The sequence below is a fragment of the Pseudomonas sp. Irchel s3b6 genome, assembly GCF_900187415.1.
GTDB lineage: Bacteria > Pseudomonadota > Gammaproteobacteria > Pseudomonadales > Pseudomonadaceae > Aquipseudomonas.
The window spans coordinates 321,188-346,898 of record NZ_FYDM01000002.1 but is presented as its reverse complement, the minus strand read 5'-3'; the positions used below and the strand labels follow the sequence as shown (position 1 = coordinate 346,898).

The 25,711-nt window shown below is 60.9% G+C and carries 32 protein-coding genes; 18 read left to right on the top strand and 14 right to left on the bottom strand.

Translation table 11 applies throughout. The features are described 5' to 3' along the window. The first annotated feature begins 53 nt into the window (after positions 1 to 53). Together CKW07_RS05150 and CKW07_RS05145 are read left to right on the top strand one after the other, a co-directional pair. Positions 54 to 488 carry a DoxX family protein gene (locus tag CKW07_RS05150; RefSeq protein ID WP_095143889.1) on the top strand — a complete coding sequence of 145 codons (435 nt, stop codon included), beginning with the start codon at positions 54 to 56 and terminating at the stop codon, positions 486 to 488. A gap of 247 nt (positions 489 to 735) precedes the next feature. Next, positions 736 to 1,044 (top strand): hypothetical protein, encoded by a 309-nt coding sequence (locus tag CKW07_RS05145; protein ID WP_095143888.1) that lies wholly within the window; start codon positions 736 to 738, stop codon positions 1,042 to 1,044. Between the two features lies 1 nt (position 1,045). Here CKW07_RS05145 and greB read toward each other — a convergent pair whose 3' ends face one another. From greB to CKW07_RS05130, 3 genes are read right to left on the bottom strand one after another with little or no spacing between them, the layout of a single operon-like run. After that, on the bottom strand, positions 1,046 to 1,543 hold the full coding sequence (greB, locus tag CKW07_RS05140; RefSeq protein WP_095143887.1) for a transcription elongation factor GreB: 498 nt from the start codon (positions 1,541 to 1,543) through the stop codon (positions 1,046 to 1,048). A 34-nt stretch (positions 1,544 to 1,577) separates the two neighbouring features. Continuing rightward, entirely contained in the window at positions 1,578 to 4,082 is a 2,505-nt protein-coding gene (locus tag CKW07_RS05135; protein ID WP_095143886.1) for an ABC transporter permease, read from the bottom strand. Then, positions 4,082 to 4,765, bottom strand: coding sequence for an ABC transporter ATP-binding protein (locus CKW07_RS05130; protein ID WP_095143885.1), 684 nt, complete (start codon positions 4,763 to 4,765; stop codon positions 4,082 to 4,084). The genes CKW07_RS05135 and CKW07_RS05130 overlap by 1 nt, the downstream gene beginning before the upstream one ends. Positions 4,766 to 4,775: 10 nt before the next feature. Here CKW07_RS05130 and CKW07_RS05125 point away from each other — a divergent pair, with 10 nt between their 5' ends. From CKW07_RS05125 to CKW07_RS05115, 3 genes are all read left to right on the top strand, one after another. Beyond that, positions 4,776 to 5,381, top strand: coding sequence for an arylesterase (locus tag CKW07_RS05125; protein ID WP_095143884.1), 606 nt, complete (start codon positions 4,776 to 4,778; stop codon positions 5,379 to 5,381). A gap of 58 nt (positions 5,382 to 5,439) precedes the next feature. Further along, complete coding sequence (locus CKW07_RS05120) at positions 5,440 to 5,733, top strand: hypothetical protein (protein ID WP_095078654.1); 294 nt, start codon at positions 5,440 to 5,442, stop codon at positions 5,731 to 5,733. Positions 5,734 to 5,837: 104 nt separating this feature from the next. Further along, positions 5,838 to 6,806: a L,D-transpeptidase family protein gene (locus tag CKW07_RS05115; protein WP_095143883.1), complete on the top strand. Its 969-nt coding sequence runs from the start codon at positions 5,838 to 5,840 to the stop codon at positions 6,804 to 6,806. Between the two features lie 125 nt (positions 6,807 to 6,931). Here CKW07_RS05115 and oprI read toward each other — a convergent pair whose 3' ends face one another. Next, the gene (gene oprI / locus CKW07_RS05110) at positions 6,932 to 7,183 is read right to left on the bottom strand and encodes an outer membrane lipoprotei OprI (protein ID WP_003172710.1); all 252 of its coding nucleotides are present in this window, start codon (positions 7,181 to 7,183) and stop codon (positions 6,932 to 6,934) included. A gap of 636 nt (positions 7,184 to 7,819) precedes the next feature. Here oprI and CKW07_RS05105 point away from each other — a divergent pair. Continuing rightward, positions 7,820 to 8,101, top strand: a complete 282-nt coding sequence (locus CKW07_RS05105) for a GNAT family N-acetyltransferase (RefSeq protein WP_095143882.1) — start codon at positions 7,820 to 7,822, stop codon at positions 8,099 to 8,101. A 61-nt stretch (positions 8,102 to 8,162) separates the two neighbouring features. On the opposite strand, the gene CKW07_RS05100 is transcribed toward CKW07_RS05105, so the two are convergent. Further along, complete coding sequence (locus tag CKW07_RS05100) at positions 8,163 to 9,239, bottom strand: 3-deoxy-7-phosphoheptulonate synthase (protein ID WP_095078944.1); 1,077 nt, start codon at positions 9,237 to 9,239, stop codon at positions 8,163 to 8,165. A gap of 132 nt (positions 9,240 to 9,371) precedes the next feature. Next, positions 9,372 to 9,815: a PilZ domain-containing protein gene (locus tag CKW07_RS05095; RefSeq protein ID WP_095143881.1), complete on the bottom strand. Its 444-nt coding sequence runs from the start codon at positions 9,813 to 9,815 to the stop codon at positions 9,372 to 9,374. On the opposite strand from CKW07_RS05095, the gene CKW07_RS05090 reads away from it, so the two are divergent. The 5 genes from CKW07_RS05090 (at position 9,814) to cysB (ending at position 13,772) form a co-directional block, all read left to right on the top strand. Further along, entirely contained in the window at positions 9,814 to 10,200 is a 387-nt protein-coding gene (locus tag CKW07_RS05090; RefSeq protein ID WP_095143880.1) for a thioredoxin family protein, read from the top strand. The two genes, CKW07_RS05095 and CKW07_RS05090, sit on opposite strands and share 2 nt — an antisense overlap. After that, on the top strand, positions 10,200 to 11,159 hold the full coding sequence (locus tag CKW07_RS05085; protein ID WP_095143879.1) for a putative 2-dehydropantoate 2-reductase: 960 nt from the start codon (positions 10,200 to 10,202) through the stop codon (positions 11,157 to 11,159). The genes CKW07_RS05090 and CKW07_RS05085 overlap by 1 nt, the downstream gene beginning before the upstream one ends. A gap of 24 nt (positions 11,160 to 11,183) precedes the next feature. Further along, a complete protein-coding gene (locus CKW07_RS05080) occupies positions 11,184 to 12,089 on the top strand; it encodes a 5'-nucleotidase (RefSeq protein WP_095078660.1) in 906 nt (301 codons plus the stop codon). A 94-nt stretch (positions 12,090 to 12,183) separates the two neighbouring features. After that, positions 12,184 to 12,684 carry a universal stress protein gene (locus tag CKW07_RS05075; protein ID WP_095078661.1) on the top strand — a complete coding sequence of 167 codons (501 nt, stop codon included), beginning with the start codon at positions 12,184 to 12,186 and terminating at the stop codon, positions 12,682 to 12,684. Positions 12,685 to 12,797: 113 nt separating this feature from the next. After that, positions 12,798 to 13,772, top strand: coding sequence for an HTH-type transcriptional regulator CysB (cysB, locus tag CKW07_RS05070; protein WP_095143878.1), 975 nt, complete (start codon positions 12,798 to 12,800; stop codon positions 13,770 to 13,772). Here cysB and CKW07_RS05065 read toward each other — a convergent pair. Both CKW07_RS05065 and CKW07_RS05060 read right to left on the bottom strand, forming a co-directional pair. After that, positions 13,769 to 14,251: a GreA/GreB family elongation factor gene (locus CKW07_RS05065; protein WP_095143877.1), complete on the bottom strand. Its 483-nt coding sequence runs from the start codon at positions 14,249 to 14,251 to the stop codon at positions 13,769 to 13,771. The genes cysB and CKW07_RS05065 overlap by 4 nt on opposite strands. A gap of 2 nt (positions 14,252 to 14,253) precedes the next feature. After that, positions 14,254 to 14,649, bottom strand: a complete 396-nt coding sequence (locus CKW07_RS05060; protein ID WP_095143876.1) for a hypothetical protein — start codon at positions 14,647 to 14,649, stop codon at positions 14,254 to 14,256. Positions 14,650 to 14,772: 123 nt separating this feature from the next. On the opposite strand from CKW07_RS05060, the gene earP reads away from it, so the two are divergent. After that, the gene (gene earP, locus CKW07_RS05055) at positions 14,773 to 15,906 is read left to right on the top strand and encodes an elongation factor P maturation arginine rhamnosyltransferase EarP (RefSeq protein ID WP_095143875.1); all 1,134 of its coding nucleotides are present in this window, start codon (positions 14,773 to 14,775) and stop codon (positions 15,904 to 15,906) included. Positions 15,907 to 15,954: 48 nt separating this feature from the next. Continuing rightward, a complete protein-coding gene (locus CKW07_RS05050) occupies positions 15,955 to 16,524 on the top strand; it encodes an elongation factor P (protein ID WP_002554550.1) in 570 nt (189 codons plus the stop codon). 76 nt (positions 16,525 to 16,600) lie between these two features. On the opposite strand, the gene CKW07_RS05045 is transcribed toward CKW07_RS05050, so the two are convergent. The 3 genes from CKW07_RS05045 to CKW07_RS05035 form a co-directional block, all read right to left on the bottom strand. Further along, a complete protein-coding gene (locus tag CKW07_RS05045) occupies positions 16,601 to 17,020 on the bottom strand; it encodes an organic hydroperoxide resistance protein (protein ID WP_095143874.1) in 420 nt (139 codons plus the stop codon). A gap of 242 nt (positions 17,021 to 17,262) precedes the next feature. Continuing rightward, a complete protein-coding gene (locus CKW07_RS05040; RefSeq protein ID WP_095144067.1) occupies positions 17,263 to 17,724 on the bottom strand; it encodes a MarR family winged helix-turn-helix transcriptional regulator in 462 nt (153 codons plus the stop codon). Between the two features lie 69 nt (positions 17,725 to 17,793). Next, positions 17,794 to 18,750 (bottom strand): LysR family transcriptional regulator, encoded by a 957-nt coding sequence (locus CKW07_RS05035; protein ID WP_095143873.1) that lies wholly within the window; start codon positions 18,748 to 18,750, stop codon positions 17,794 to 17,796. A gap of 119 nt (positions 18,751 to 18,869) precedes the next feature. Between CKW07_RS05035 and CKW07_RS05030 the strand changes: the two genes are divergently transcribed. Beyond that, complete coding sequence (locus tag CKW07_RS05030) at positions 18,870 to 19,607, top strand: sulfite exporter TauE/SafE family protein (protein ID WP_371850641.1); 738 nt, start codon at positions 18,870 to 18,872, stop codon at positions 19,605 to 19,607. Here the strand turns inward: CKW07_RS05030 and CKW07_RS05025 are convergent. Next, the gene (locus tag CKW07_RS05025; protein WP_176465272.1) at positions 19,597 to 20,475 is read right to left on the bottom strand and encodes a LysR substrate-binding domain-containing protein; all 879 of its coding nucleotides are present in this window, start codon (positions 20,473 to 20,475) and stop codon (positions 19,597 to 19,599) included. The two genes, CKW07_RS05030 and CKW07_RS05025, sit on opposite strands and share 11 nt — an antisense overlap. 70 nt (positions 20,476 to 20,545) lie before the next feature. Here CKW07_RS05025 and CKW07_RS05020 point away from each other — a divergent pair, with 70 nt between their 5' ends. The 3 genes from CKW07_RS05020 to CKW07_RS05010 all read left to right on the top strand — a co-directional run bounded on the left by CKW07_RS05020 (position 20,546) and on the right by CKW07_RS05010 (position 22,471). Further along, positions 20,546 to 20,773 (top strand): DUF1127 domain-containing protein, encoded by a 228-nt coding sequence (locus CKW07_RS05020; protein ID WP_095078670.1) that lies wholly within the window; start codon positions 20,546 to 20,548, stop codon positions 20,771 to 20,773. Positions 20,774 to 20,935: 162 nt separating this feature from the next. Beyond that, positions 20,936 to 21,175 carry a DUF1127 domain-containing protein gene (locus tag CKW07_RS05015; protein WP_256577022.1) on the top strand — a complete coding sequence of 80 codons (240 nt, stop codon included), beginning with the start codon at positions 20,936 to 20,938 and terminating at the stop codon, positions 21,173 to 21,175. A 66-nt stretch (positions 21,176 to 21,241) separates the two neighbouring features. Beyond that, entirely contained in the window at positions 21,242 to 22,471 is a 1,230-nt protein-coding gene (locus CKW07_RS05010; RefSeq protein ID WP_095143870.1) for a winged helix-turn-helix domain-containing protein, read from the top strand. Positions 22,472 to 22,513: 42 nt separating this feature from the next. Here the strand turns inward: CKW07_RS05010 and CKW07_RS05005 are convergent, their stop codons facing one another. Continuing rightward, complete coding sequence (locus tag CKW07_RS05005) at positions 22,514 to 23,860, bottom strand: class II 3-deoxy-7-phosphoheptulonate synthase (RefSeq protein ID WP_095143869.1); 1,347 nt, start codon at positions 23,858 to 23,860, stop codon at positions 22,514 to 22,516. A gap of 155 nt (positions 23,861 to 24,015) precedes the next feature. On the opposite strand from CKW07_RS05005, the gene CKW07_RS05000 reads away from it, so the two are divergent. Next, complete coding sequence (locus CKW07_RS05000; protein WP_095143868.1) at positions 24,016 to 24,771, top strand: spermidine synthase; 756 nt, start codon at positions 24,016 to 24,018, stop codon at positions 24,769 to 24,771. Between the two features lie 61 nt (positions 24,772 to 24,832). Here the strand turns inward: CKW07_RS05000 and CKW07_RS04995 are convergent, their stop codons facing one another. Beyond that, positions 24,833 to 25,624, bottom strand: a complete 792-nt coding sequence (locus CKW07_RS04995) for a crotonase/enoyl-CoA hydratase family protein (RefSeq protein ID WP_095143867.1) — start codon at positions 25,622 to 25,624, stop codon at positions 24,833 to 24,835. Positions 25,625 to 25,711: the final 87 nt, after the last annotated feature.

The window sequence follows — 25,711 nt, the reverse complement described above, 5'->3', positions numbered from 1 at the left end:
TTACTGATTAATATAGCGACCAACCCACACACACTCGCAATGGATGACAGAGCATGAGCACATTGATCAACAAGGTATTTTCTACTCGCGCTGGCTACGGCCTGACCGTTTTGCGGATTTTCGTCGGCATCATCTTCGCTGCCCACGGTTCGCAGAAACTCTTTGGCATGTTCGGTGGCTATGGCATTGCCGGGACTGCGCAGTACATGGAAAGCCTGGGCCTGGCACCGGGCCAGTTGATGGCGACTCTGGCCGGTGGTACGGAATTTTTCGGTGGCCTGGCATTGATCGTTGGGCTGCTGGTGCGTCCGGCGGCATTGGGCCTGGCCTTCCTTTCGCTGGTGGCGATCTTCTCGGTGCACATCGGCAACGGCCTGTTCATGGCCAACAACGGTTATGAATTTGCCCTGGCACTGCTCGGCGGCAGTTTCGCCGTACTGATCGAAGGTGCCGGCAAGCTTTCACTGGATCGCGCCATCGCGGACTGAGCGCTCTGGCTCAACGAAAAGGCCTGCATTGCGCGGGCCTTTTTTGTTGCCCGGGATTCTTGACACTGTCCCGTCGGCTTCTCTAGGATGCTGCCATGCGCCGATTTAAACAGCTACTTGCGGGGCGCCAGGTGACTCATTCAGTTGCCGATAGAAGCTTGAAACAGGCTTCGAAATACCGCTAAAGCGCTGGTTCGGTGTTGCCTCTCACCTGCCATGCAGACTTTTGAGGCAGAGACACGACATCATGAATGCACTTCGCCCTCCCGTACGTCCCGCGCCGATCACGGCTCACCTGACCCAACGCAACCCGAAAATCCTCCTTGGCGGTAATCATCAGCCCACGCTCTTGCGTTATCTGGACGGCTGGCCGCGTCGCAATGGCGGCCCGGCGGCGTTCCTGATCCAGTTTGTCGAGGACGGTGAATCGCTGGCGCGCTTTGCCAGCGACAGCTTCGACCTGGCGGTGATTCAGTCGCCCAGTGCCGAAGAGGCGGTCGAAGTGATCAGGCAACTGACGCGTGTTGCCCGCCAGGGGCTGATTGCCCGTCGCTGACTCAGGGGTAATCGATGGCGACGATGTAGACGAACTGCTCGCTAGTAGGCGTCTGGACCCGGACTTCGGCGTCCAGGGCCTTGCCGATCAGGGCACGCGCCAGGGGCGAGTCGATGCTGATCAAGCCTTGCTTGAGGTCCAGCTCGTCCGGGCCGACGATCCGGTAGCGTGACTGCTTGCCGTCTTCATCCTCGATGGTCACCCAAGCGCCAAAGTACACCTTGTTCGGATCGCTGGGTTTTTCGCTGACCACCTTGAGCGCTTCCAGCCGTTTGGTGAGAAAACGCACGCGGCTGTCGATTTCGCGCAGCATCTTCTTGCCGTAGGTGTACTCGGCATTTTCAGAACGGTCGCCCTGGGCGGCGGCTTCGCTGACCGACTGGGTGACCTGAGGGCGACGTACATGCCAGAGCTCATGGAACTCGGCACGCATCCGGGCCTCGCCCTCGGGCGTGATGAGGGCGGTGCCGGCAGGACGGGGAGGGCGATAGCGGCTCATTGCGATTTCTTTTGGTGAGAAGGCCTCGAGTTTATCAACCCTCGCGCAAGACTGTCAGTGGGCTGGCATTCAAAGCTCGTCGTGTGCCGAACACTCCGGCGCCACCGACCAGCAAAGCACCGATCACCGGCAATAGCAGCAACCAGGGATGGGGGTGCCAGGCCAGATCAAAGGCATAACGGTAAAGCACCAGGCTCACCAGCTCCGAACCGAGCGCGGCGAGCAGTCCGCTGACGGCGCCCAGCAAGCCAAACTCGATGCGCCGTGCCTTGACCAGCAGTTGTCGTTCGGCCCCCAGGGCGCGTAACAGCGCGCCCTGACGAATGCGTTCATCGAGGGTTGCCTGCAAGCCGGAAAACAGCACCGCCATGCCCGCCGCGAGAACGAACAGCAGCACGTATTCCACCGCCAGCGTGACTTGTTCAAGGATGCTGCGCAGTTGGGCGAGCAAGGCTTCGACCTGCAGGATGGTCACCGCCGGAAAGGCCCGTGACAGCTCGACGATCTGCGCGTCGTGACCGGGCGCCAGGTAAAAACTGGTGAGGTAGGTCGCCGGCAGGTCCTTCAGGGTGCCGGGTTGGAAGATCATGAAGAAGTTCGGCTGGAAGTTGTCCCAGTTGATGTTGCGCAGGCTGGTGACCCGCGCTTCGCGATTGACCCCGCCGACGGTGAAGACCATGTGGTCGCCGAGTTTGAGTTTCAGGCTCTCGGCGACTTTGCCCTCGACCGACACCCCGGGTATGTCGTCCGCAGGCTGTGCTGGCCACCAGTTGCCTGCGGTAATGCTGTTGCCCGCCGGTAATTCGGCGGCCCAGGTCAGGCTCAGGTCACGCTGGATCGCCCGGTCACCCTGGGAATCCTTGCTGACGATGCCTTGCACCGGCTCGCCATTGATACTGATCAGCCGTCCCGGTACCACCGGGTACAGCGGCGCCGATTGAGCGGAGAGGTTGATCAGGCGATCGGTGAAGGCTTGTTTGTCGGCCGGCAGGATATTGAGCGCGAAGTAGTTGGGGGCGTTCTTCGGCAGCTGGTTTTGCCAGGTGTCCAGCAGCTCGCCACGCAGCAGGGCGATGAGCGCCATCGACAACAGGATCAATCCGAAGGCCAGGGACTGGCCTGCCGCCGCCAGCGGGTGGCGCAGCAACTGGCCCAGGCCCAGGCGCCAGGCCAGCGGTGCGCCGACCAGCAGGCGACGCAGGCTTTTGAGCACCAGCAGCAACAGGCCACCGAGCACCAGGGCGGCGATGATACCGCCCCCCAGCAGGGCGAACGTCAGCAACAGGTCCAGACTCAAGCGCCACATGATCAGTGCCAGGGCCGCCAAGGCGGCGCCATAGACCATCCAGGTGCTGGATGGAATCGGCAGCATGTCGCGGCGCAGGACGCGAAGCGGCGGAACGCGACCGAGGGCGGCCAGCGGCGGCAGGGCAAAACCGGCGAGCGCGACCAGGCCGGTGCCTATCCCGGCAATGGCCGGTAGCAATCCCCCTGGCGGGACATCGGTGGGCAGCAGGTCATGCAGCAGCGCGAACAAGCCAAGCTGGGCCAGCCAGCCGAGAAGGGCGCCGCTGATGCTGGCCAGCAGGCCGAGCACCGCCAGTTGCAGGCTGAACAGCAGCAAGGTTTCCCGACGCGACAAGCCAAGGCAGCGTAACAGGGCGCTGGCGTCGAAGCGGCGAGTGGCAAAGCGGGTGGCCGAGAGCGCGACGGCGACGCCCGACAACAGCACCGCCACCAGGCTGGCCATGTTCAAGTAGCGCTCGGCCTTGCCCAGGGCACCGCCGATCTGTCGGTTGCCGTCGCGGGCGTCCTGCAGGCGCTGGTTGGCCGCCAGCCCCGGCTTGATCCCTTGTCGATAAGCTTCCAGTGCCGAGGCTTCGCCGCGCCACAGTTCGCGGTAGCTGACCCTGCTGCCGGGCTGCACCACGCCGGTCGCGTCCAGATCGGCGAGGTTGATCATTACCCGGGGCGTGAGGCTGTAGAAGTTGCCGGCCCGATCCGGTTCGTAGGTCAGGACGCGGCTCAGGCGCAGGGTTTTCATGCCGACGTCGATGCTGTCGCCGATCTTCAGGTCCAGCGCCGTCAGCAAGCGCGCCTCGACCCAGGCTTCGCCCGGTTCTGGACCGCCGCCCGTTTCCTCGGGGGCAAACGGGGCGGGCGCGCTTTTCAGCTGGCCCCGGAGCGGGTAGACCTCATCGGCGGCCTTGATGCTCGACAGCTGAATGCCCTTGTCGGTGGCGATGACACTGGAAAATTCCACCACCCGGGCATGTTGCAGGCCCAGTGCCTTGCCGCTCTGAATCTGCTCCGCTCGAGCCGGTGAACTGCCTTCGAGCAGCAGGTCGGCGCCGAGGAACTCGGTGGCGCGCAGCAGCATCGCGCCGTTGAGGCGTGCGCCGAAGTAACCGATGGCGGTGCTTGCCGCGACGGCCACCAGCAGGGCGAAGAACAACACCCGCAGTTCTCCGGCACGGGCATCGCGCATCAATTGGCGAATGGCGAGGCTGAACAGGCGCAACAGCGGCAAGCGTGCCATCAAGGCTCCAGGGGGGCGACCAACAGGCCGGCTTCAAGGCGGATCAGGCGGTGGCAGCGATGGGCCAGGCGTTCGTCGTGGGTGACCAGCACCAGGGTCGTGCCGCTTTCTTTATTGAGGTCGAACAGCAGGTTGCTGATGTGCTCGCCGGTGTGGGTGTCGAGGTTGCCAGTGGGCTCGTCGGCAAACAGCACGTCGGGCTCGGCGGCAAAGGCCCGGGCAATCGCCACGCGCTGTTGCTCGCCACCTGAGAGCTGGCGCGGCGAATGGCTCAGGCGCTGGCCGAGGCCGACGCGACGCAGCAGTTCAGTGGCGCGCTCGCGGGCATCCTTGCGGCCATCGAGTTCCAGCGGCAGCATGACGTTTTCCAGGGCGTTGAGGCTGTCGAGCAGCTGGAAGGACTGGAACACGAAGCCGACATGCTCGGCGCGGATGCGCGCGCGCTGGTCCTCGTCCAGGTTACCCAGGGCCTGGCCCGCCAGGGTGACCTCGCCGCTGCTGGGCAGGTCGAGGCCGGCCAACAGCCCCAGCAGGGTGGATTTGCCGGAACCGGAGCTGCCGACAATGGCCAGGCTGTCGCCCTTGTTCAGTTCCAGGCTGAGTTGATGCAGGATGGTCAGTTCACCTTCCGCGCTGGGAACCACTTTGCTAAGGTTCCGCGCAGTGAGAATGCTTGCGCCCATGGAGAGTCCGATGCGTGTGTGGTTTTTGAGTGCTGGCCTGGCCTTGATGTGCATGGCCCAGAACGCAGCGGCGGGTACAGTCCTGATCGTTGGCGATAGTATCAGCGCCGCTTTCGGCCTGGATACCCGGCAGGGGTGGGTGTCGTTGCTTGAGCAGCGGCTGCGACAAGAGGGTTTCAGCGATAAGGTGGTCAATGCCTCCATCAGTGGCGATACCAGTGCAGGAGGCCAGGCGCGGCTGCCGGCGCTGCTTGCAGAGCATAAGCCTGAACTGGTCGTGCTGGAGTTGGGGGGCAATGACGGCCTGCGCGGACAGCCGCCTACACAATTGCAACAAAATCTTGCGTCGATGATCGACAGCGCCAGGGCCAGTGGTGCCAAGGTGCTGTTGTTGGGCATGCAACTGCCGCCTAATTATGGGGTGCGCTACACCGAGGCTTTCGCGAAGGTCTACAGCAACCTGGCGGAACAGAAAAACGTCCCGCTGGTGCCGTTTTTCCTGCAGGGAATCGGCGGCAATCCCGAGCTGATGCAGGCCGATGGCATCCACCCGGCGGTCGCGGCGCAGGACAAGTTGCTGGAAAATGTCTGGCCTACGCTAAAACCGCTGCTGTGACGCTTTTCTAGCGGCAGTCTTTCGGCTAATGTGGCGCCCCCCTGATTTGGAGCCCCCGATGCCGCGTTCTGCCTGGTCCCTGTTTGCCTACCAACTGATCGAGCCTGACGAGCAGCTGGATCTGTTCGCCTGCCAGGAGGTCCGGGTGCATCTGGTGACGCGTCAACTGGAGTTGGGCGGCTCGGCCGACCGTACCTTGTGCGGCAGCTTGTTGCCGGCGCAACCGCGCTGGTCGAGCGTCGACCGCACGGTGTTCCAGGACCAGCGTCTGTGCTCGTTGTGCCGGGCGATTCTCGAGTCGCAAAAGCGCGGTACCTCGCCGATCTGGCCCGAGTTGCGTTTCGAGCTGTAACACTCCAGCGGGGGCGGGCCGTCGGCCCGGCTCCCCGATTCCCCGGGTGTCAGTGTACAATCGGTCTTTTATACCCTCTGTTGATCATGCAAAGGATTTTCCGGATGTTGCCGCGTTTTCCTGCCGTCGCCCGCTGCCTGTCTCTTGCCGCCTTGTGCGTGGCAGGTCCCGTTGCAGCGTTGGAGCTGCCTTTACCGCCACCGGGCGAAGATATCGTCGGTCAGGTGCAGGTGGTCAAGGCCAAGTACGAAGATACCTTCGCTGATCTGGGCACCACCTATGACCTGGGTTATTCGGAAATGGTCGCGGCCAACCCGGGTGTCGACCCATGGTTGCCAGGAGCGGGTACCGAAATCATTCTGCCGACGCGCTTCATTCTGCCGGCTGGCCCACGTGAAGGCATCGTGATCAACCTGGCCGAGTACCGCCTGTACTACTACCCCAAGGGTCGGAACGTGGTCTACACCTTCCCGCTGGGTATTGGTCGTGAAGGCTGGGGCTCGCCGATTGCCCACACCAGCATCGTTGCCAAGACGCCGAACCCGACCTGGACCCCGCCAGCCTCGATCAAGGCTGAGCACGCGGCCGATGGCGACCCTTTGCCAAACGTCGTGCCGGCCGGTCCGGACAACCCGCTGGGGCCCTTCAAGTTCACCCTGGGCACGCCTGGCTACCTGATCCATGGCTCGAACAAGAAGTTCGGCATCGGCATGCGCACCAGCCACGGCTGCTTCCGCATGTTCAACAATAACGTCCTGGAAATGGCCAGCATGGTGCCGGTGGGCACTTCCGTGCGCATCCTCAACGACCCGTACAAGCTGGGCGTGAGCGGTGGCAAGGTCTATCTGGAGGCGCATACGCCGATCGACGACAAGGGCAACCCGTCGGTGGTCGACAAACACACCTCGGTGATCAACGCCATGCTCAAGCGTGAAGACATCACCGGTAACATGCGCATGAACTGGGATGTGGTGCGCGACGTGGTCGCTGCCGAAGATGGCCTGCCGGTAGAGATTGCAGTGCCGAACACCACGGCACCCATGGTCACCAGCGCGCCGCTCGAGCTGCAGTAAGCGCTTCAAACAACCCGCCGGGGCGACATCGCTTCGGCGGGTTTTTTTATGGCTTCAAGAAACCGCAGGCCATAAAAAAGCCGACCCAGAAACTGGGTCGGCTTGATAATAATCCCGAGGGATTATTACTTGCGGCTAGCTTTTTCCAGCATGCGCAGAGCACGCTCGTTAGCTTCGTCAGCAGTCTGTTGTGCTTTTTGAGCAGCAGCCAGAGCTTCATCAGCTTTACGGTAAGCTTCGTCTGCACGAGCCTGGGAGCGAGCTGCTGCGTCTTCAGTAGCAGTCAGACGTGCTTCGGTTTCTTTCGATACGCTGCTGCAACCGGTAGCCAGAACTGCGGCCAGAGCCAGAGCAGAGAATTTCAGAACGTTGTTCATCGTGTTCCCCTTCAAGGACTTTCTATTAAATAGCTATCACCTCAGAGTGAGGAAACAGCCGGCGTACATACTACCCATTACTTTTAGTAAGTAAACTGACGTAGCGCAAGAAGCAAAAAAAATTGTAGGCGCTGATTCTTTTTCGAGCAACTTTTAATCGCACTGTATAAAAAGTATGCAGCCGGGATGCCCGCCCTGAGCGACCTGCTTGAAACGCACAACCTGCCCAGGTGCCTGTTTCGCAGTATGGGGCTAAAGTCGGTCTTTATTGATTCGTCTACACTTTTGTTGACGATTTGCGGAGCGCCTCACGCGAGTTTGCATGTTAGAGGTGACTTTAACTACCGACGCTCGTCTCAAGTCTCAATATCCGGCAATGTTCAGGCGCCCGGCCCGGGAGAATCTTCGGTCGAGCCCCCTCGGTGTGCCCCGTGCCGATCCAGTGCACGCGCGGTCATGACGAGTGCGCCTTGAGCATTTGTGCCATTGGTGCCTACTATTTGATACGTGCAAGACTGCGCGAGATCGGTACGGCCTTTTCTCGGTGTCCAGACAGGCACGGGGTGGCGCAGAGGTTCCTTCGCCGGAAAAACATCGGTAAGGTAGGGGTCAATTCAAGACCCGCGAGGAGCAGTGATGAGCGAGGCGTTGTCCATCCACCATGACCAGGCTGGTCATCAGTTCGAGACCATTGTGGACGGTCATCGTGCCTACCTGACCTATATGGACCTGGGCAAGCAGACCCTGGATATCTATCGCACGTTCGTGCCCAACGCGCTGCGTGGCCGAGGCATTGCCGCCGCGTTGACCGAGCAGGCGCTCGAGTATGCGGAACAAATGGGTTACACCGTCATCCCTTCGTGTTCCTACGTGGAGCGCTACATGGAGCGTCATCAGCGCCATGCCGCCAAGCTCTGATCAGGGGCACTCATGAAAACGCCGGGCTAAGCCCGGCGTTTTTGTGTGCGGCATATGCCGATCAGGTGCGTTCACGCTTGGGCAGCACATCCTTGAGCTTGGCGTGCATGCTGCGCAAGGTGTTTTCGGTCGCGGACCAGTCGATGCAGGCATCGGTGATCGACACACCGTACTGCAGTTCGGCGAGGTCCTTGGGAATCGCCTGGCAACCCCAGTTCAAATGGCTTTCGACCATCAGGCCGATGATCGACTGGTTGCCTTCCAGGATCTGGTTGGCCACGTTCTCCATCACCAGGGGTTGCAGTGCCGGGTCCTTGTTGGAGTTGGCGTGGCTGCAGTCGACCATGATGTTCGGCTTGATCCCGGCCTTGTTCAGCGCTTGCTCGCAGAGCGCGACGCTGACCGAGTCGTAGTTCGGCTTGCCGTTGCCGCCGCGCAGTACCACGTGGCCGTAGGCATTGCCTTTGGTGGTCACGATCGACACGCCACCTTCCTGGTTGATCCCCAGGAAACGGTGCGGGCTGGAAACCGATTGCAGGGCGTTGATGGCTACGGTCAGGCCGCCATCGGTACCGTTCTTGAAGCCGACGGCCGAAGACAGGCCCGAGGCCATTTCACGGTGAGTCTGGGATTCGGTGGTGCGCGCGCCAATGGCCGACCAGCTGATCAGGTCCTGCAGGTACTGCGGGGAGATCGGGTCAAGGGCTTCGGTCGCTGTTGGCAGGCCCATTTCGGCCAGGTCCAGCAGCAACTGACGACCGATGTGCAGACCGTCCTGAATCTTGAAGGAGTCGTCCAGGTACGGGTCGTTGATCAGGCCTTTCCAGCCGACGGTGGTACGTGGCTTTTCGAAATAGACCCGCATGACCAGGTACAGGGTATCGGACACTTCAGCGGCGAGCACCTTGAGGCGCTCGGCATATTCGTGTGCGGCTTTGATGTCGTGGATCGAGCAGGGCCCGATGACGACGAACAGGCGGTGGTCGGTGCCATCCAGGATGTTGCGAATCACTTCGCGACCCTTGGTCACGGTGCGCAGGGCGGCATCGCTCAAAGGGATATCACGCTTGAGCTGGTCAGGGGTGATCAGCGTCTCGTTGGAGGCGACGTTTAGGTCATTGATCGGTAAATCAGCCATCGTGTTACTCGTCAGGTCACGGGTGCCGGCCGCCAGCGATCCCCGCGCGGCGGAGCACAGCATGATTTAAGCGCAGCGGGGAGCCGAACCTTAGCGCGTTACACTGTTGCTCGACAATGGGCAGGCACGGGTTTAATCCAGTGCTGGCTGCACAAAAGCCTGGTGAACGGTCTCATTGGAGTACTCCGTGGCATGCTGGTCGACCCATTCGAGGGCCAGGGCCTGGATGCCTTGCTGTTCGCGCTGGCGTTCCTGTTGCCGGTAGTAACGTTCGATCTGGCAGACCTGTTCGCCCATCCGCGCCTTGAACAGGGTTTGCTCGTCGATGAAGGCGATCCCCACCAGATAGCCATGCTTTCGTCGCAGGCACCAGGCCACATAGCCCAGGTAGCAGACATTTTCACTCAAGGTCGGCATTCGCACTTCCAGTGCCGTTCCCTTGCGCCAGGCGCGGTGGTAATTGCAAGCCACGCCTCCGAGACTGATAGAGTGCAACTCTTGTCGAGAAATACACTGGTGCTTGCGCAACGTTAACTCGACGGGCACGTCATCAGGATGAGGAATGAAACGCCCCATGAACACGGACTCCAAGTGTCGGTCATTCGACAGTGTTCTCCCCAGTATAGTGGTCGTATGGGAACTGACCGATTTCGATGCCGACCAGCGGTTGCTGGCGATGAGTGGCGTTTCCCTGGTGGTTTTCACCAGCCAGGGTTGCTCCGGTTGTCGCTGGGCGCGTCAGCAATTACCCCGCCAGGCGCTGGATATCGATCAACTGTGCTGGATCGATGCCGGCGATAACGGTGGGGTGGTGGAGCGTTATCAGGTCTTTCATTTGCCGGCGCTGTTTGTGGTGCGCGACGGTGAGTTTTATGGGGCGCTACAGTCGCGCTTGACCCGCACCGAATTGAACACGGCGGTGGGGCTGGCGCTGAGTCGGGATCCAGAGGAGTTACCGTGATGAGTGCAACGATTCAAAAGCCGAAAATCGGCATTATCGGTACCGGGGCGATTGGTGGCTTCTACGGCGTAATGCTGGCGAAAGCCGGGTTCGACGTGCATTTTCTACTGCGCAGCGAGTTTTCGGCGGTGGCTGAGCACGGCCTGCAACTCAACAGTGCGCCGTACGGTGCCGTGACCCTGAACCCGGTCCAGGCCTATTCCTCGGCTGAGGACATGCCACCCTGTGACTGGTTGCTGGTCGGTACCAAGACCACCGGCAATGCCGCGTTGGCACCGACGATCATCAAGGCCGCCGCAGCCGATGCCAAGGTGCTGTTGCTGCAAAACGGCCTGGAGGTCGAAGACAGTCTGCGGGAGGTGCTGCCGGACAGCCTGCACCTGTTGGGCGGCCTGTGTTTTATCTGTGTGCATCGCGCAGGTCCCGGCGTGATCGAGCACCAGGCGCTGGGTGCGGTACACCTGGGTTACCACAGTGGCCCGGCGCAGGCGGAGGAGCCTGCGCGTCAGCAGATTGTGGAACAGGGCGCGGGCTTGTTCCGTGCCGCCGGTCTTGATTCCCAGGCCATGGCCAATCTTGCGCAGGCGCGTTGGCAGAAACTGGTCTGGAATGTCCCATACAACGGTTTGTCGGTATTGCTCGGTGCGAGCACCACGCCATTGATGGCGGATGAAAACAGCCGTCAGCTGATCCAGGCATTGATGGCCGAAGTGGTGCAGGGGGCGCAGGCGTGTGGCTACAGCATGCCAGCGGGGTACGCCGAGCATTTGTTCAAGGTCACCGAGCACATGCCCGATTACTGGCCGAGCATGTACCACGATTACCTGAATAAACGACCGCTGGAACTGGCCGCCATCTATGAAAGGCCCTTGGCGGCGGCCAAGGCTGCCGGTTGTTCGCTACCGAAAATCGAAGCCTTGTATCAGGCCCTGAGCTTTATCGACGGGCGTAACGGCTGAGTCTTTCAGCCAGGGGGAGTACGCATGGCAAACGGGATAGACAACAGACTGGTGTTGGCGATTTCTTCGCGGGCGCTGTTCGACCTGAGTGACAGCCATCAGGTCTATCTGGCCAGTGGCGTCGAGGCGTACCGGCAATATCAGATCGAACACGAAGACGAAATCCTCGAGCCGGGCGATGCCTTCCCCCTGGTGCAAAAGCTGCTCAACCTCAATGCCAGCCTGGGCAAGGCGCGGGTCGAGGTGGTGCTGGTGTCGCGCAACAGTGCCGACACCGGTCTGCGCGTGTTCAATTCGATCCACCATTACGGGCTGGCGATTTCCCGGGCGGCGTTTGTCGGTGGGCGAAGCCCGTACCCGTATCTCAAGGCGTTCGGCTGCGACCTGTTTCTCTCCACGCATGCCGACGATGTGCGCAGTGCACTGGACGCGGGGTTTGCCGCGGCGACCATTCTGTCCGGGGGTGCCAGCCGTGCCGCCAGCGAGGAATTGCGCATCGCCTTCGATGGTGACGCGGTGCTGTTTTCCGATGAGTCGGAGCGGGTCTATCAGGCCGGTGGCCTGGAAGCCTTTCAGGCCAGTGAACGTCAGGCAGCACGAGAACCGTTGCGCGGTGGTCCGTTCAAGGGGTTTCTGGCTGCACTCAATGCCTTGCAACGGGAGTTTCCCGAAGACCGTTGCCCGATCCGCACGGCCTTGGTGACAGCCCGTTCGGCGCCGGCCCATGAGCGAGTGATTCGTACGCTGCGCGAGTGGGATATCCGACTCGATGAATCGCTGTTTCTCGGCGGCCTGACCAAGTCGGCCTTTCTCGAGGCCTTTGCCGCCGATGTGTTTTTCGACGATCAGGCGGGTCATTGCGAGCTGGCACGCGAGGTGGTGGCCACCGGTCATGTGCCCCATGGCATCAGCAATGAACTGAAGGTTTAAGCCCTTTGTTCAACGCTTTACCCGGAATGTCGTACTCGCTGTGGCACTGCTAAGCTGAATCAAGCTCCGCCATCTTGGCATTCGAGGAGGCCACATGATTCATTCGATTCTGTATGCCACTGACCTCGGCCTATACGCTCCCTTTGTGATGCAACATGCACTGGCGCTGGCTCGGACATTCAGAGCCGATCTGTATGTAGTGCACGCCGTTGAACCCATGGGTCTGTTTGCCGAATCGGTGTTGCAGAGCTATCTGGATGAGCAGGCCCTGAACGAATTTCACAGCCAGGGCTTGAGTACAGTGATGGCCAATATCGAGCAGCGCGTACTCGACAGTTTTCGCGAAGAGTTGGGGGAGGGGCAGCAGGACCTGGCGCTGATTCAATCGGTCAGAGTGTTTCAGGGCGACCCGTCGCAGGTCATTCTCGAGCAGGCACAGAAGCTCTCGGTGGACTTGTTGATCCTGGGTAGCCACAGCCATGGGGCAGGGGGCGAAACGCCGTTGGGGCGCACGGCCGCGCGGGTCTTGCAACTGTCCCAGGTCCCGGTTTACCTGGTGCCCTTGTCGCAACGCCGACGCCACGGAGATATTTGAGGCGAGAACGCTGGCCTTTTGATGAAAAAGTTCTAGATTTATTCTTCAGGCCATTCATATAGTTATATATCGTCGCTGATGCCCGTGGCGTCTATCTGCTTTGAGGGATTCATATGAAGCTTCAACAATTGCGCTACATCTGGGAAGTGGCGCACCACGACCTCAACGTTTCCGCTACCGCCCAAAGCCTGTACACCTCGCAGCCGGGCATCAGCAAGCAGATCCGTCTGCTGGAAGACGAATTGGGCGTCGAGGTCTTCGCACGCAGCGGCAAGCACCTGACCCGAGTGACCCCTGCCGGTGAGCGCATCATCACCACCGCTGGCGAGATACTGCGCAAGGTCGAAAGCATCAAGCAGATTGCCCAGGAGTTCTCCAACGAGAAGAAAGGCACCCTGTCGATCGCCACCACCCACACCCAGGCACGTTACGCGCTGCCGCCGGTCATCAGTAATTTCATCAAGCAATACCCTGACGTTGCCCTGCACATGCACCAGGGCTCGCCGATGCAGATCGCCGAAATGGCCGCCGACGGCACCGTGGATTTCGCCATCGCCACCGAAGCCCTGGAGCTGTTCGGTGACCTGGTGATGATGCCGTGCTACCGCTGGAACCGTTGCGTGGTCGTGCCCCAGGGGCACCCGTTGACCAAGCTGCCGAAGCTGAGCCTCGAAGCCCTGGCCGAGTACCCGATCGTGACGTACGTGTTCGGTTTCACTGGCCGCTCGAAGCTCGACGAAGCGTTCAGTCACCGTGGCCTGACCCCGAAAGTGGTGTTCACCGCGGCCGACGCCGACGTGATCAAGACCTATGTCCGCCTGGGCCTGGGCGTCGGTATCGTGGCCAAGATGGCGGTCGACACCAAGCTCGACAACGACCTGGTGGTGCTCGATGCCAGCGAACTGTTCGAATCCAGCGTGACCAAGATCGGTTTCCGCCGCGGGACATTCCTGCGTGGGTTCATGTGCGATTTCATCGAGAAGTTCGCCCCGCATCTGACCCGTGACGTCATGGCCAAAGCCATCCAGTGCCACAACAAACAGGAACTGGAAGAGCTGTTCGCCGACGTTGAGCTACCGGTTCACTAAAGCACCTCGGTGACAGTGAACTGTTGCCGAGTGCCCGCCACCACAATTTCTACCTCATCATCCTCGAACTTGCCCACCAGGCTTTTGCCCAGCGGTGAGTGCGGGGTGATGACGGTAATCGGCTGCCCCACCAGGCAGACCTTCAACCCCGCCCCGTCAGGAGCCAGAAACAGCCATTGCTGGCGCCCGTTTTCGTCTTCAAGACCGAGCAGGGTGCCGACCTGGATGCCTTGTTGAGCGTTATAGGCCCCCAGGTTCATGTTCTGGCAAAGCACCAGCGCCTGGCGAATTTCCTCCACGCGCTTGGCCTGGCCTGCCGCCAGGTAGGACGCCTCCAGGCCCAGGGTGTCGTACTTGTTTTCGGCTATGTTTTCTTCATGGGTGGCGGTTTCGTAGGCGGTTTGTGCCGCGCGCCGGGCAATCTCGAGATCGGCTGAGAGCTTTTCCAGAATCAGTTGGTGGACCGTTTGTTTATTCATGATCAATCGCAGAATTGCAGGACATTGGCACGACTTTTTTCGTTGGGGGCCGTCTGGTCTTGTTGCAGCCAGAACTGGCATTTGGGGTTGGACAGGTTGCGGGTGTTGCTGCGAGCCTGATCGAGCGACTGCTGCTGCGCCTGTTTACGCAGATTTTCCTGGTACTGCTCGAACAGCGCGGGCGCAGGTTCGACCGCCGATGGTTTGGGCTGCGTCAGTTGCCGGGTCGCTTCGGCCAAAGGAGCCAGTTGCTCGCCGGGCAAGACCATCGACAATAGCCAGCAGGTCAGTGCGATGGCCAGGAATCCCAGCCATAGACCCAGCGCGATGCTGACAATCAATTGCCGTGGATCGAGCGTGATGGCCAGCGTGCGACGAGCGGGTGGGCGGTAGGGCATGACGGCCTCCTGGCGCGGATGTCGGGCAATCGATGATTGTCGCATGAAGATTAATCGACCTTGGCACTTCTGCGCACGACGATTTATGCGGACAATTGAGGTCTTTGCCCCACGGAGCCCGGAATGAAAGTCGACTGGGATATTTTTTGCACGGTTGTCGATAACTACGGCGACATCGGCGTGACCTGGCGCCTGGCCCGACAGTTGGTGGCCGAGCATCATTGTTCGGTGCGTCTGTGGGTCGACGACTTGCGTGCGTTCGAACGCCTGTGCCCAGAGCTGGACATTAACATGGCGCGGCAATGGCAGCAGGGCGTCGAAGTGTGTCATTGGCCGTCGCACTGGCAGCCGACGGATGCCGCCGACGTGGTGATCGCGGCATTTGCCTGTCAGTTGCCCGGTGCTTATATGGAGGCAATGGCGGCCCGTGAAACCACCCCGCTGTGGATGAACCTGGATTACCTGAGTGCCGAGGACTGGATCGTCGGTTGCCATGGCCTGCCGTCGGTGAAGCACAAGCATGTGCAAAAGTACTTTTTCTTCCCGGGCTTCCAGGCCGGTACTGGAGGCCTGCTGCGCGAGCGCGATCTACTGCTGCGCCGCGAGCAATTCCAGGCCGACCCGCACGCCCGGCAGGCGTTCTTGCAAGGGCTGGGTGTCGAGCGTGCCGAAGGGGCAGAGTTGATCTCGCTCTTTGCTTATGAGAACGCTGGTCTGGCCGATTGGCTGGATGTCATGGCGGCCGGCGCAAGAGCCACTCATCTGCTGGTGCCCGAAGGACGAATCCTCGGCGATGTGTCGCGCTGGCTGGGTGTCGACGGATTGTCGGTCGGGGCCCGGGAGGTACGGGGTGCCCTGACCGTGCAAGTGCTGCCGTTCGTCCGGCAGGATCAGTATGACCTGCTGCTGTGGAGCTGTGATTTCAACGCGGTGCGTGGAGAGGACTCATTCGTCCGGGCGCAGTGGGCCGCTCGTCCGATGTTGTGGCATATTTATCAGCAGGAAGAAGACATCCACCTCGACAAGCTTGAAGCTTTTCTGGCGCTCTATACCCAACGCCTGTCGCCCGCGGCGCGCACGGCGCTAGAGGGGTTGTGGCGAGCGTGGAACACGGGTGAAGGAATGGCCCCGGCATGGGCTGCGGCACGGGAGCACTGGCCAGAACTGCAAAATCACGCCCAGGCATGGTGTCTGGAACAGGCTTTGCAAGCCGATCTTGCTGCGGCGCTGGTGCAGTTTTACCTAAATTGGATATGATACGCGGCCTAGATTTTTGTAAATCCCATCCAAATTCGGATATTCGCAATGAAAACTGGTAAAGAACTGAAACCCGGTACGGTGATCCGTCTCGAAAACGACCCTTGGCTGGTTCAGAAAGCTGAATTCACCAAGTCCGGTCGTAACAGCGCGATCATGAAGACCAAGCTGAAAAACCTGCTGACCGGTTACAAGACCGAGATCGTTTACAGCGCTGACGACAAACTGGACGACGTGATCCTCGACCGCAAAGAAGCGACCCTGTCCTTCATCAGCGGCGACACCTACACGTTCATGGACACCACCGACTACACCATGTACGAGCTGAACGCCGAAGACATCGAAAGCGTTCTGCCATTCGTGGAAGAAGGCATGACCGACGTTTGCGAAGCCGTATTCTTCGAAGACCGTCTGGTTTCCGTAGAGCTGCCGACCACTATCGTGCGTCAGGTTGACTACACCGAAGGTTCCGCTCGCGGTGACACTTCCGGCAAGGTGATGAAGCCTGCCAAACTGAAGAACGGTACCGAGCTGTCGGTTGCTGACTTCATCGAAATCGGCGATATGATCGAGATCGATACCCGCGAAGGCGGTTCTTACAAAGGCCGTGCTAAATAAGTGCAGTTCTTGTAGGCAAGAAAAAGCCCGACCATTGAGTCGGGCTTTTTTGTGCGCGTCTGATCGGTACGAGCACTTAAACGGTGACGTGCAGGCGAACGTCGACGTTGCCGCGAGTGGCATTGGAGTAAGGGCAGACCTGGTGCGCGGCATCGACCAGGTTTTGGGCATCGCTCTGCTCCAGGCCTGGCAGGCTGACATGCAGGTCGATGTCCAAGCCGAAGCCACCAGGAATCTGACCGATGCCGACATGAGCTGTGATCGAGGCGTCATCGGGAATCTTGCGCTTGGTCTGGCTGGCGACGAATTTCAGTGCGCCGATGAAGCATGCCGAATAACCGGCAGCGAACAGTTGTTCGGGGTTGGTCGCCGCACCGCCGGCTCCGCCCAGTTCTTTCGGGGTGGCGAGCTTGACGTCGAGGATGTTGTCACTGGAAACGGCGCGGCCATCACGGCCACCGGTAGCGGTTGCAACAGCGGTATAGAGCGTTTGCATGGTATGAGCCTCTTCGGAGTTTACGTTTTTTGCGCTAAAGGTTTGCGCGCTAAGTAACCGCCAAATAAATGTATCGCTCAAATATCTTGCGCGCAAGATATTTTTTCGATTGGCTCGAGCGAAATGGTATCTACCGATCTGCGCGGTTTTTGGGGGGAGGCTGGTTTGGCAGTACAGGCGGTGTATCAGGAGCACCGCATGACTGTGTTCGCCTGCTAGACCGCTGCCAGGCAGCGGGGGTGTCAGAGGCTGTCTTGCAGATGGCTGCGCAGGTTCTGCAGATCGGCCTGCAGCTTGCGCATTTGCTCCAGGGTCTGGCCGCTGGCGCCGAGAATGCAGGGCGGAATGTCACGGGCTTGGTCTCGCAACGCCCGGCCTTGTTCGGTGAGCTCGACGATGACCACCCGCTCATCTTCACGACTGCGGGTGCGGCTCAGCAGGCCCTCTGCTTCCAGGCGCTTGAGCAAGGGCGTCAGCGAACCGGGGTCGGTCAGCAGGCGGTGACTGATTTCGCCGACGGTCAGCCCGTCCCGTTCCCACAACACCATCATTGCCAGATATTGCGGGTAGGTCAGGCCAAGCGCTTGCAGCAGGGGTTTGTAGACCTTGGTCATCAGCAGTGACGTGGAGTGCAGGGCAAAGCACAGCTGGTTATCCAGCAGTAGGTTGTCGCAGTTGTCCGGGGTGTTGCGAGGAGGGGTCATGTCTTGGCCTTGATCGGTGATCGTCATGAATCTAGCGGGCGAGTGTTTAATGCGCCAGATAATTTTCAGCTAGAGCCGGCCGAAGTCTCGTTGCAGCGCCATATCCCAGGGGGGCACCGGGCTGAAGCGGCTCTTGAGGTATTCCAGCAACAAGCGACTACGCGAACTGGCCTGCTGCTCGAGGCGTAAAGCGTAGATGCCGGTGTTTTCCGGTTTCGGCAAACCGCCTTCGCAAAACAGCGGCAGCAATTCACTGCGCAACAAGTATTCGCCGCACAACCAGGTGGGCAGGTGGGCGATGCCCAGGCCGGCGAGGGCTCCGTAGAGCAGGGCTTCGGCGTTGTTGGCGCTCAGGCGAATGCGTGACGGGCGATGCAATTGCAGTTGCCCATCCACTTCGAAGCGCCAGGCGAAGGGCGGCGCCAGGCCCGCCCAGTCGAGGCCATCGTGCTCACGCAACTCTCCCGGATGGCGGGGTGTACCGCGACGCTTGAGGTAGGCCGGGCTGGCGCAGGCAATCCGCACCATGCAGGCCAGCGGGGTGGCGACCATGCGTGTGTCTGCCATTTGCCCGGCGCGCAGTACCAGATCGACCTTGCCCAGGTTCGAGCCGTGCATGTCGACGAAGCTGTCGATCAAGTGCAATTGCACGTCCAGCCCGGGGTACAGCCCCAGGAAATCGGCGATCACCGGTGCCAGGTGCCGACGTCCGAATGCAGCGGGCGCGTCGACCCGGATCAGGCCTTCCGGCGCGCTGCTCATGGATGCGGCCTCGGCGCGGGCCAGGCGCAATTCGCTGACGATCCGCCGTGCCCGCTCGGCAAACGCCAGCCCGGCGGGCGTGGCACGCACGGCGTGGGTACTGCGTACGAACAACTGGCTGCCGAGGGCGTTCTCCAGGCTGTCTATGCGCCTGGCCACGGCTGAAGGTGTCAGCGGATGGCGGCGAGAGGCGGCCGAAAAGCTGCCGGTTTCCAGTACGTCGAGAAAAAGCCCCAGTTGATCGGTGAGTGCGTTCGGATTCATGGTGCTGTGCTTGTGCTAAGTTGGCATAGCCATTGTGCGTTGCTGTGCGTTTCCCCGCCAGAGCTGACTGCGTAGCATGTATTGCCTGATGCGAGAGGAAATCGCCCGTGATTGAATTAATGATCTATCTGGCACTAGGGGCCGCACTCGGCACCGTGGGTGGCTTGTTCGGAATTGGCGGTGGCTTGATCGCCATTCCTGTGCTCGGAGTGCTGTTCGGTCTGGACCAGCAGTTGGCACAAGGTACCGCGCTGGTGATGGTGGTGCCGAATGTCATGCTGGCGCTGTGGCGCTATCACCAACGCAATCGTATCGAACTGCGTCATGCGTTGCCGCTGGCCTCGATGGGGTTCTGCTTCGCCTGGCTCGGCTCGATCTGGGCGGTCGGGATTGATGCCCAGGTGATGCGTATCGGGTTTGTCGCCTTTCTAGTGGCCTTGTCGGCGTACAACCTGCTGCGAATGTTCATGGCCAGCACCCCGGCCACTGGACAGATGCGTTACGGCTGGCCGTGGTTGGGCGTACTGGGCGCAGCTTCCGGAGCCATGGGTGGATTGTTCGGCGTGGGCGGTGCGGTGGTGGCGACACCGGTGCTCACCAGCCTGTTCGGCACTACCCAGGTGGTCGCCCAAGGGTTGTCGCTGGCGTTGGCCTTGCCCAGTACCGGCGTGACCCTGGTGACCTATGCGGTTCACCAGCAAGTGAACTGGAGCATCGCACTGCCGATGGCGCTCGGTGGTTTGCTGAGCATCAGCTGGGGCGTGAGGATCGCCCATGCCCTGCCGGAGCGATGGCTGCGCGGGCTGTTCTGCGGTTTTCTCGTGCTGTGTGCGGTGATGCTCGCCTTTAAAGTTTGAAGCCCTCGACGATGTGTTCCGCCAGGCACTCGGTGATCGGCGAAGGGTGATGCAGGTTGCGCACCAGCATGATGCTGGCCTCGGGTAGCTGGGGCAGCCCTTCAGCCTCGCCGAGGATGCGCATGTCTTGAGGAATGAGGCTCTCCAGTTGCGCGGTGATCGCCAGGCCTGCGCTGACCACCGCCATGATCGCCGACAGGCTCGAACTGTTGTAGGCGATCCGGTACTCGCGTCCGGAAGCGTCCAGCGCATTGCAGGCCCAGAGACGGCAGAAGCAATCACTGTTGAACATCGCCAGCGGCAAGGGGGTTTGTTCGATGGGGTTGTAGCACTGCGCCTGGGCCCAGACGAAGCGCTCCTTGCGTAGCAATTGGCCGATCTCGCTGCCGGGTTCGCGGGTAACGATCGACAAGTCGAGGTCTTGGCGCAGCAGGAGCTGTTTGGACGACTCGCAATGCACTTCGATCTGAATCAGTGGGTAGGACTGGGCAAAGCGCGAAAGGATGCCGGGTAAAAACCGCATCACGTAGTCATCGGGCGTGCCGATGCGCACGGTGCCAACCATGTGCGGCTCGCGCAGGGTGTTGAACACTTCGCTGTGCAGTTTGAGGATGCGCCGGGCATATCCCAGTAGCACCTGGCCCTCGGCGGTCAGTTTGACCTGGCGGCCGTCTCGTTGAAACAGCTGGCGCTGCAACACGTCTTCTTCCAGGCGCTTCATCTGCATGCTCACCGCCGATTGCGTGCGGTTGACCAGCTCGCCAGCACGGGTGAACCCGCCTTGGTCGGCGATGGCGACGAAGGTGCGCAGGACGTCGGTATCGATACTGGGGTAGGCCAATTGATCAATCTCCGAGATGTGTTTCATTAGAAACATTCGTTGGATTGATCTTAGTCCTGGCGCGAGACTTGAGCCATCCACAACGGAGGGCAAGACGATGAAAGGTCAAAAAGGTTACGTGCAGCTGGACCATTTTTCACACCATGGCTTCTCTCTGCACCACCTGCTGGACAAGCTCACCCGCTGGCATCAGCTCTACCGTGAGCGCACGCTGTTGGCCAGCCTGAGCGATGAAGCGCTAAAAGACATCGGCTTGAGCCGGGCGGATGTCGAGCAGGAATCCGAGCGGCATTTCTGGGAGGATCCCATGGGTCTGGGCAAGTAACCGCCAGCGTCTGTTGAAATGTTCGGTCACTGCTTCATCGCACCGTGCGAAAGCCCTTGCCATGGAGCTTGTGCCGATCAGGAAACAGGCAGTCATAGACATTCCCTAGGCCCGATTCTGCACCTGTACAAGACTGCGCCCTCAATTCTGAGGAGTACCGTCATGGAGCGACAGCAGAAGCTAATGAGTGTGGGAACCCGGGCACTGCGATTGACGCTGGGTGCGTCCAGCCAGGGGCTGTGCAGGGCTTTGGCGCAGTTGGGGCGCTGGCGACAGCTGAGCCAGGATCGTGCCGAGCTGGCTCGCATGAGTGATGATCGGCTGCGGGACATTGGCCTGAGCCGGGCGGATGTGCTCAAGGAGTATGCTCGTCCTTTCTGGGATGATCCGTTGCAGCGATGACCGGGCTCATTGGCGTTTTGTGAACCTGGCACTAAGGTGGAGGGAGCCTTCATCACGAGTTATCGAATGAACGGTTCTCTCTGCTTTTCCTTGAAACAGGCCCGGCGCCTGGCGCTGACCGCCCAAGGGTTCTCCGGGCGCCAGCCGCCAGCGGCGGTCAAGTCAACCCGGCTCAATCAGTCGATCGAGCGGCTGGGCGTCCTGCAGATCGATTCGGTCAACGCCCTGGTGCGCTCGCATTACCTTCCCTTGTTCTCTCGCCTGGGCCATTACTCAACCGACTTGCTTGACCAGGCCGCCTGGAGTCAGGGGCGGCGACGGACGTTGTTCGAGTATTGGGGGCATGAGGCCTCCTTGCTGCCGTTATCGATGTATCCCCTGATGCGCTGGCGCATGCAACGGGCAGCGCAAGGGCAGGGCATTTATCAGCAACTGGCGGTCTTCGGCCGGGAGCAACAGGTGACCATTCGTAGAGTGCTGGCCCTGGTTGAGGAGCGCGGGGCGCTCGGTGCCGGCAGCTTGTCCACTCGCCAGGAACGAGCTGGCCCTTGGTGGGACTGGAGTGCCGAGAAGCATGCGCTGGAATGGTTATTTGCCGCCGGTGAAGTGACAGTGGCGGGGCGCCGGGGCTTTGAGCGTCTTTATGATTTGCCGGAGCGGGTCATTCCCGCACAGATCCTGCAGCACCCCCTGCTCGGGGAAGCTGAAGCCCAGAAGGGGCTGTTGTTGCGCGCAGCCAGCGCCTTGGGAGTCAGTACGGAAAAGGACTTGCGCGACTATTTTCGCCTGGAGTTGGCGCCGTGTCGGCATGCGCTGGGCGAACTGGTCGAGAATGGCCAGTTGCAGGTGTGCCAGGTGCAGGGCTGGAAGCAACCGGCCTATTGCCTGCCCGATCCTTCGGTGCCGCGCACTGTGGTTGCCAGTGCATTGCTGTCGCCGTTTGATTCGTTGATCTGGGAGCGCAGTCGAACCGAGCGGTTGTTCGATTTTCGCTATCGGCTGGAAATCTACACGCCGCCAGCCAAGCGAGTTTATGGCTATTACGTGCTGCCGTTCCTGCACCGTGAGCGGATTGCCGCGCGGGTTGATCTTCGGGCAGAGCGGGCATTCGGCTGCCTGGCGGTGCATGGGGTCCATGAAGAGCAGCAAGGCCTGGACGAGGAGGGGATGCTGGCGTTGGCGCTGCACCTGAGGCAGCTGGCGAATTGGCTGGGGCTGGCGCGGATTCAGCTCAATTGCCCGCGCGCCAGTGCGGCGCGGTTGCGGGTGGCGTTGGCCGGCATGGGCGGTGACTGATCCGGCGCTCGTGGCGAATCAGTTAGCCCGGGACCGCCTGACTCAGCGCCGAACCTGCTTCAGGGTTTCAGCAATCAGGAACGCCAACTCCAGCGACTGATCGGCATTCATCCGTGGATCGCAGTGGGTGTGGTAGCGATCCGACAAACCGTCTTCGGTGATCGGTCGTGCGCCGCCGATGCATTCGGTGACGTTCTGCCCGGTCATCTCGATGTGAATGCCACCGGCGTAAGTGCCTTCTGCTTCGTGAACCTGGAAGAACTGCTTCACCTCACCAAGGATCTGCGCAAAATCCCGGGTCTTGTAACCGCTGCTGGCCTTGATGGTGTTGCCGTGCATCGGGTCGCAGCTCCAGAGTACGTTCTTGCCCTCGCGCTCCACGGCGCGGATCAATGGCGGGAGATGGTCGCCGACCTTGTTTGCGCCCATGCGGGCGATCAGGTTCAGGCGGCCCGGGTCGTTGTCCGGGTTAAGCACATCGATCAGGCGAATCAGATCGTCGGTGTTCATGCTTGGGCCGACCTTGACCCCGATCGGGTTGTTCACCCCGCGCAGGAATTCGACATGGGCACCGTCGAGCTGGCGGGTGCGGTCACCGATCCACAACATGTGGGCCGAGCAGTCGTAATAGTCGTTGGTCAGGCTGTCGCGGCGTACAAAGGCTTCTTCGTAGTTGAGCAACAACGCTTCATGAGCGGTGAAAAAACTGGTTTCGCGCAATTGCGGCGAGCTGTCCATGCCGCAGGCGCGCATGAAGGCCAGGGTTTCATCGATGCGGTCGGCCAAGTGGCTGTATTTCTCGGCCAGCGCCGAGTTGGCGATGAAGTCCAGGTTCCATTTGTGCACTTGATGCAGGTCGGCAAAACCGCCCTGGGCAAAGGCGCGCAGCAGGTTCAGGGTGGCGGTGGACTGGTGGTAGGACTGCAGCAGGCGTTCCGGATCCGGTACGCGGCTCTTTGCGTCGAAGCCGATGCCATTGACGATGTCGCCACGGTAGGCCGGCAGGGTGATGCCGTTGATGGTTTCGTCATTGGCCGAGCGCGGCTTGGCGAACTGTCCGGCCATGCGCCCGACCTTGACCACCGGGCAACCGGCGGCGAAGGTCATGACGATCGCCATTTGCAGCAAGACTTTGAACGTGTCGCGGATCTTCGCTGCCGAAAACTCGGCAAAGCTCTCCGCACAATCACCGCCCTGCAACAAGAATGCCCGCCCTTGGGTGACTTCGGCGAACTGACGACGCAACTCCCGGGCCTCACCGGCAAACACCAACGGCGGATAACTGGCCAGGCTTTGCTCGACGGCCTGCAAATGCGCCGCGTCAGGGTAGTGGGGTTGTTGCTGGATCGGCAGGGCGCGCCAGCTGTCAGGACTCCAGGGTTGGCTCATCACGGTCTCTAGTGTTTACGCTCGGGACCTCATGTTATCAGTAATTAGTGCGTGACCTGTTCCCGAAGCTTGGCGGACAATCGCGCCTTTGCCGCGCTGAGCGCAATGAATGATTGCGTTGCCGTGGATCCGTCCGATAACGACCAGGAGATGAAATGACTGAGGAGCGCGTCGAGCATCTGCTCGCCGAGGTGCATGATGAATTCGGCATGATCCGGGTGCTGGAAGTGGCGGATTATCGCTTTCTCGAATTTGGCGATGCGATCGAGCAGAGCTGCGTGTTCACGGCTGATCCGAGCTGGCTCGAATATGACTACACCCGCGCCATGCTGATTGGCGCCCTGTGCCATGAGCAGCCGGAAAGCGCGCTGTTTCTTGGGTTGGGGGCCGGTACGCTGACCCAGGCGTGCCTGAAGTTCCTGCCGCTGGAAGACGTCGAGGCCATTGAACTGCGCCCGGACGTGCCGCGTCTGGCCATCCAATACCTGGGGCTGGATGACGATCCCCGTCTGTACATTCGTATCGGCGATGCGCTCGAGCTGCTGGAGACGGCCGAGTCGGCCGACCTGATTTTTGTCGACCTCTACACCGATGTCGGGCCGGGTGTTGGGCATCTGGCCTGGGGCTTTCTGGAAAACTGCCAGAAGCGCCTCAATCCGGGCGGCTGGCTGGTGATCAACCAGTGGGCCACCGATGACGGCAAGCCCTTGGGCGCTGCGCTGCTGCGCGGGCTTTATCACCGGCATTACTGGGAATTGCCGGTGAAGGAGGGCAACGTGATCCTGCTCGTGCCGTCCGACCTTGATCAGGCACTGGACATGCAAGGGCTGACGGCCCGTGCCGAAGCCCTGGCGCCGCGTCTGGGTTACTCGTTGCAGTCGTTGATCAAATGCATTCGCCCGGCGACCTGAGTGATCTGTGAGTGCTGTCGCGAGCAAGCTTGCGACAGCACTCTGACTGGCAACTGCCAAACTAAACCCCTTTGAAGTTACCGGGGCGCTTTTCGATCAGCGATCGTATGCCTTCCTTTGCGTCTTCACTGTTCAGTAGCTTCCTGGCCAGCGCCGGCAGGCCGAGCGCCGCCGCCGCTTCACCTTCCAGGTGGGCCTGGCGCGCCGACTGCAAGGTGGCCTGGACGCCCAGCGGTGCCTGGCGGGCAATGCGCTCTGCCAGCTCGATGGCGCGGGGCAACAGCTCTTCGCTGGCCATGACCTCCTGCACCAGCCCTAGGCGCAGCGCTTCGTGGGCATCGAATTCGTCGCCCGTCAGCAACCAGCGCATGGCGTTGCCCCATCCGGCTACCCGGTGCAGGCGCAAGGTGGCACCGCCAAAGGGGAAGATACCGCGCTGCACTTCCATCTGCGCAAAACGTGTATTGCTGGCGCACAGGTTGATATCGGCTGCCAGCATCAGTTCGATACCGATGGTCAGGCAATAACCCTGCGCCGCAACAATCACCGGCTTGCTGACCCTGGGTCCGATGAAAATACCCCAGGGATCGCAACCGCCGGTCGGAACTTTCCAGCTTCCGGTCAATGTGGCGCTGGCACTCATCAGGTCCAGTCCGGCGGTAAAGTGTTCGCCGTGGGCAAACACCACCGCGACCCGAGCCTCGCTGTCGGCCTCGAACTCACCATAGGCCAGGCTCAGGGCGTTCAGCAGTTCCAGGTCGAACGCGTTGCGCTTGGCCACCCGGTCCAGCCCTATCAGCTGGACATGACCGCGCCGTTCACGGCTGACACGACTGCAATCGGGTTGATTCATGGGGTACGTCCTCGGGCGGGGAAGGGGGGTATCAGGCGCAAGGCCGCAGCCTGAAAGATGAACCGTTTAAGCGTCGTGACCAGCAGG